This is a genomic window from Trueperella sp. HMSC08B05, assembly GCF_001808405.1.
Lineage (GTDB): Bacteria > Actinomycetota > Actinomycetes > Actinomycetales > Actinomycetaceae > Trueperella > Trueperella bernardiae.
On the sequence record NZ_KV793273.1, the window covers coordinates 1 to 5,193 of the forward strand.

Here is a 5,193-nt window from a genome sequence, read left to right on the forward strand (position 1 = left end):
CTCAAACGGAACAAAACCTGGGACACTTCAGTTCCTGCTTATTGACCCATTTGTAGTACCCGGACCGTGACACTTTTAACAAGCGTGCCATGCGGTTGATGCTGTAGTTCGCCTTCTCCTGTCGCATTAGTTCGAACTTTTCTGTTCGCGTTGCTTCGCGGCGAAGAAGGCTGTCGCTTTTGACAAGAACTCGTTGTCCATCCGGGCCTCTGCCAGCTCACGGCGCAGGCGCGCATTCTCAGCCCGAAGATCCGCCTCGCTCATCCCATCAGCAGCACCGCGTCGCTCCCGCTCGTTTTTGACCCACTTGCCCAAAAGCCCCGGGGCGACACCGATCTCTCGGGCCACATGAGCAATCGGACGCTGCGACTCAATCACGAGATTCGCAGCTTCACGCCGGTACTCCGGCGTGTACTTCTTGCGTTGTTGACTCACAATGAACATCCTCTCCTACGGACACAACATCCGTACAAGTCGGGTGTCCACTAAACGAGGGTAACCTCAAAGGCTTACCTAACAGGTTATTATAGCCTTGGCTCGCGACGGGTGAAGCCTTAGACTCGCACAATGCGTTTCTAATCGACACTGAAGTAGAAGTAAGAGACACATGAAAAACAAATATATCGCTGGAATCCCAGCAGTTCTTTTTGGAACGATGATAGCGATAGCGCCTATGACAATCGCTCAGCCTTGTCCAATTCATGGTGACCATCCGATGATGGCTTGTCACTGGAGCGCTAAAGCCTCGCTCGGTATTGGCGCTATGATAGCCGTACTGGGTCTTATTAACTTCTTAGTAAAGGCTCCAACACGCATTGGCCTAAATATCTCAGTAGCAGCCACTGCGGTATTGGAAATATTAGTGGTTACGTTGCTCATAGGCGTATGTGATATGCCAACCATGCATTGCAGGCAGGTAATGTTGCCAACTCTCGTAATAGTGAGCGTTTTGGCGTTGCTGTGTGCGCTTGTGGCTATATGGTTTGACTGCCGTAGTGAAAAGATCGCGAAATAAAAGTGCGTAAACACTGTAAATAGGCACTCAAGAAGGGTTGTTCCATGGCAGGAAAAAGTTCGTCGGTAGGTGTCGGGCTACGAAAGCTTCCACAGGAAAATCTTAAATATTACTCGGGACGCACGTTAGGTCTTTCAATCACAGTAATTGTTTTAAGTGTTATTTTTTTCTCCGGTACCTTCATGTCATTAGCTCTTAGCCGAGGGTTTTCTGCTATGGAGGAACGCATGGGGGCTGATCTGATTGTGTTTCCAAACGAACACCAGCAGGCAGCCGAAAGCTTTCTACTTGGTAAATCCAAAGAAAAATTTTATTTTAACGATGACTCTATATTGGAAGAGGTACGTAAGGTAGAGGGAGTTAAAGCTGCAACCCCTGAAACCTACTTGACCTCACTTGATGCTGGCTGTTGCGCGGTGGATGTACAGATCATTGGATTCAACCCAAAAACCGACTTTGTAGTGCAACCGTGGATAGCTACTGAGTATGCTGGTGAGCTTAAAGATGACGAAGTTATAGTAGGCGCTGACGTGTTTGCTGACCCAAATGGGCAGGTGCGTCTTTTTAATGAGTTTTGGCATGTTGCTGCTAAGTTAGCGCGCACAGGAACTTCGTATGACACCGTTGTGTTCGTAAATCAAAACACAGTGGAGAAAATGTTTAAATATTCTTCGCAAGTGGAGTATATTCACAACCCTCCAAACGGTAGAGCAATTTCGTCTATCTTGGTAAAAGTTGATCCGAACTATCCGGCAGAAGCCGTAGGGGATGCTTTGGCCAATAAAATGCAACATGTGGGTGTAGTTTCCTCTGCGGGAATGGCATCGCAAGTAAAGGCTAATACAATAACTATAATCGGTTACATTTGGTTGATAGTTGCAATGTTTTGGTTGGTTGGCCTGATAGTTTTGGTAGCAGTTGTGGCCACATCCGTAGGTGAACGTAAAAAAGAATTGGCATCATTACGAATAATGGGAGCGACTCGTAAGAACCTCATGTTTATGCTAGGGAAAGAGTGCTTTTTCGTCGGCTTGGGTGGTGGATTGATTGGTGGCGTATTAGGGGAGGTAATAATGTATCCCTTTGCCAATCTTATACGTGCCAAGTTGGAGCTTCCCTATGTTGATATAAGTTTTGCAACAGCGTCTGTAATAGTTGCTTGCTGTGTAATCGGAGCCCTGCTCATTTCTATACTCGCAGCGATAATAGCTGCTGGTAAAACCTTGAAAAATGAGACTTATTTGACTTTGCGTGCGGCGAGGTAAAGGGAGGGGACATGGCGAATTCTGTCGTTGTGCAAGCCAGTGGATTAACCCGCGAGTTTTACCGGCGTGGAAGCTATTTTAACGCTGTGGAAGAGGCAAATTTACAGGTTAGTAGCGGGCAGATGGTAATGATTCAGGGCAGATCCGGCAATGGGAAGAGCACCTTGCTTAATATGCTTGCTGGATTGCTGCAACCAACTAGAGGGCAGGTGCGCATATGCGGCCAGCTTTTAGGTGACTTGGATGATTCTGAGCTTTCGACTTTGCGTGGCAGCAGAATTGGATATGCTACGCAACAGGAAACTCTTATCGCTAGTCTTAACGTTCGTGAAAATATTTTGTTACCGGCGTTGATCGCTAAAGAACGGGGTATAGAAAAACCTTACGACGTCAATGCGCGGGCTGAATCACTAATGAAAGCTTTGCAGATTGAGGGCCTAAGCGAGGTTTACCCGAGGGAACTATCTGGGGGTGAGACGCGCCGTGTAATAATTGCGCGCACATTGATAAACATCCCTGAGGTGGTCTTAGCAGACGAGCCCACGGGAGATCTAGATGAGGAGTCTACCGGATTGGTAATGAATTTGTTGCGATCAGCTACTGATGACGGTGCCGCGGTGATAGTGGTTACACACGATTCGGACACATCTAGCTTTGCCGATCAGATATACACGATAACCAAAGGCGTGCTGAAATAGAATCCAAATCCGACGCGTCTAGTGTTCCCTGAATTGTACTGCACGTATCCGACACTTTCGATTGGAATAATTGCACCTTGCCTTCGGTGTCGGTGAATATAAGTGGAGTTTTGTTTTCGCATCCCTTGATAACTTGGCTTATTACGGCATTTTCATCAGCATCTATATCTAACGTTATTTCGCGTTGAATTTTATTTAGGGTGCTGGCTAGCGTTATAGGGTGCGGATTTCGATAACCTTATTCGCGTGAGTACTGAAGCGCAGGAATGGAATGCACGTTACGCCTCGGAAGGGCGCCTGTGGAGCGGTAAAGTCAACGCTCTCCTACGCAGAGAAATTGAAGACATGAAGCCAGGTACCGTCCTCGATGTTGGGGCGGGCGAGGGGGCAGACGCGATCTGGCTGGCCCAGCAAGGCTGGCAGGTGAGTGCCGTAGACATTTCACAGATTGCTATAGACCGAGCCGAGACTGCGGCTCACAAGGCCTCAGTGAAAGTGCAGTGGATTGTCGCTGACGCTCGCGAAGTTAGTGGGGAATATGACCTAGTGAGCGCATTCTACCCCGTGATTCAGAAGAATTCTGACCTCTTTAGACATCTTTGTTCGCTCGTTAAACCAGGCGGAACGCTCCTGTTCGTCCATCACATGCCTGACCCGGATAAGCCACGCGGACACGGCCCGGACTTTTCGAAGGTGATGAGTGCGCGTGAAGCCCTCGAAAATCTGTCGCCAAAGTGGACGATTGAGAAATATGAAGTCATTGAACGAGGCGCAAACTCAAAGCATCCCTATGACGAGCTGGTGCGTGCCCGAAAACTCGCGTAACCAAGAAAAGCGGCCAGTTGACGGCAGGCACCTGCAATGGTGCAGATCAAGGGGAATCTGGCGGGTTATTATTCGCATTTCGCCGAGCCCTAATCTTGTCCGCCTTCGCCAGAGTCCTATCCTCGCGGTGCGTGCGCAACCGTTCACCAGTCTTTTGTATCTGCTCCACACCTCTCTGGCGGCTTTGGTTGACTGCTTGTACAGAGTCGCCTACAAAACCCGATACAGACTCTTTCCACCCCCGTATTTGAAGTTCGCTTTTTTCTTCAAAGCTGAGATTAACGTGAAGGGCAAAACGCTGAATTGAGTTTTCTGCCCTGTTAGCTGCTTCGATTATCTTTCTAGCTCGTTGGTAATGCGTGGCCCAAACACTGTTCCCCAAGTTCGCAGTGGCACGAATAGAATCGTTCATTCTCAGTAACCGACAGGTTACAGATTCGATTCTTTCCTGACGTGTTCTTTGGATTGAAGCGTGGTAGCCGTCGAAGTGGTCGGGTTCGAATTCTTGTGCGTGTGCGATCTCCAAGACATAAAACCGGTCATGTAGCCAAATACTCCAGCCAAGATTACCGAGCCAGAATGAAAGGTTCTCATCTAGGCTCTGGAAGGATTTGGCTGTTTTCTTCGAGTCACCTTGGCTTGCCGCCAGTTGTTCCACCAAACTCGATATCTGCTCAAGCGCGGTCGTTTCCATGGTGTGGAGGGAGGCGCCTAGGTGACTGATCGTTAACCATTTGGTTGCTGAAACACTGTTATTTGTTCGGTAGTAATCTTCAACTTCTTTGAGAGCATTCGAGATGCCTTCGAGTTCTCCCAAAGATTCCACTTTGCTCTGTCGCAGAAGCGCGTCGAGCTTTGCGTCGATGGTCTCGAGATAATCTTTGATTTCAGCTATCGCTGCCTCGATAGCTGCTTGTGCGATTACGCTAGCTCCCGCAGTCGCGAATGCCGGGGCCAAGGTGCCAGTACTTCGTATCTCAATTTTTCGAAAAAACTGACCCGGGTTTCCGGCAAGATTGAAATCACCGCGCCGAAACGCTCCTCTCACGGGCCCTTTGGTGACGCGTTGCCTCATAAGCTTCGCCGACTCCGGGCTGAGTTTCACGTAGCGGCTTGAGCGCACTTGAAATTCGCTGAATGTGGAGAAAACATTCTGAGCGCGAAATAGGACTTGGGGAGAAACCTTTGAAACGGAAAACCCATCACAGTTATCGAACTCTTCTAAATCCTCATCCTGACTGAAGATAATGAGGCCTTCGCCATCAGAGAGGAATTCGATTTGTGATCCGGAACCCGTCATAGCCAAGACTCTACCGAAATGTGGTCCTTTTAAGAGAGATGTTTAGATCTAGAAATCTAGAATGAAGCGTCCTGGGTTTAGTTCCGCTTC

Annotated in this window: 6 protein-coding genes; 4 read left to right on the forward strand and 2 right to left on the reverse strand. The window is 48.5% G+C overall.

Features of this window, described 5'->3' with window-relative positions; all coding sequences use genetic code 11:
* Positions 1-126 precede the first annotated feature (126 nt).
* Positions 127-444: a transposase gene (locus tag HMPREF3167_RS08675; RefSeq protein ID WP_070446484.1), complete on the reverse strand. Its 318-nt coding sequence runs from the start codon at positions 442-444 to the stop codon at positions 127-129.
* Between the two features lie 163 nt (positions 445-607).
* Here HMPREF3167_RS08675 and HMPREF3167_RS09510 point away from each other — a divergent pair, with 163 nt between their 5' ends.
* From HMPREF3167_RS09510 to HMPREF3167_RS08690, 4 genes are all read left to right on the forward strand, one after another.
* Positions 608-1,015 carry a DUF4418 family protein gene (locus tag HMPREF3167_RS09510; protein WP_034509278.1) on the forward strand — a complete coding sequence of 136 codons (408 nt, stop codon included), beginning with the start codon at positions 608-610 and terminating at the stop codon, positions 1,013-1,015.
* Positions 1,016-1,059: 44 nt separating this feature from the next.
* Entirely contained in the window at positions 1,060-2,280 is a 1,221-nt protein-coding gene (locus tag HMPREF3167_RS09515) for an ABC transporter permease (RefSeq protein WP_083281145.1), read from the forward strand.
* 11 nt (positions 2,281-2,291) lie between these two features.
* Positions 2,292-2,978 (forward strand): ABC transporter ATP-binding protein, encoded by a 687-nt coding sequence (locus HMPREF3167_RS08685; RefSeq protein ID WP_062613696.1) that lies wholly within the window; start codon positions 2,292-2,294, stop codon positions 2,976-2,978.
* Positions 2,979-3,224: 246 nt separating this feature from the next.
* Positions 3,225-3,803 (forward strand): class I SAM-dependent methyltransferase, encoded by a 579-nt coding sequence (locus tag HMPREF3167_RS08690; RefSeq protein ID WP_160326874.1) that lies wholly within the window; start codon positions 3,225-3,227, stop codon positions 3,801-3,803.
* A 46-nt stretch (positions 3,804-3,849) separates the two neighbouring features.
* Here HMPREF3167_RS08690 and HMPREF3167_RS09730 read toward each other — a convergent pair whose 3' ends face one another.
* Positions 3,850-5,103, reverse strand: coding sequence for a hypothetical protein (locus HMPREF3167_RS09730; protein ID WP_148132164.1), 1,254 nt, complete (start codon positions 5,101-5,103; stop codon positions 3,850-3,852).
* Between the last annotated feature and the right edge of the window lie 90 nt (positions 5,104-5,193).

Coding starts and splice junctions, on each gene's coding strand:
- HMPREF3167_RS08675 (WP_070446484.1), bottom strand. CDS start 444: ATGTTCATTGTGAGTCAACAACGCAAGAAGTACACGCCGGAGTACCGG.
- HMPREF3167_RS09510 (WP_034509278.1), top strand. CDS start 608: ATGAAAAACAAATATATCGCTGGAATCCCAGCAGTTCTTTTTGGAACG.
- HMPREF3167_RS09515 (WP_083281145.1), top strand. CDS start 1,060: ATGGCAGGAAAAAGTTCGTCGGTAGGTGTCGGGCTACGAAAGCTTCCA.
- HMPREF3167_RS08685 (WP_062613696.1), top strand. CDS start 2,292: ATGGCGAATTCTGTCGTTGTGCAAGCCAGTGGATTAACCCGCGAGTTT.
- HMPREF3167_RS09730 (WP_148132164.1), bottom strand. CDS start 5,103: ATGACGGGTTCCGGATCACAAATCGAATTCCTCTCTGATGGCGAAGGC.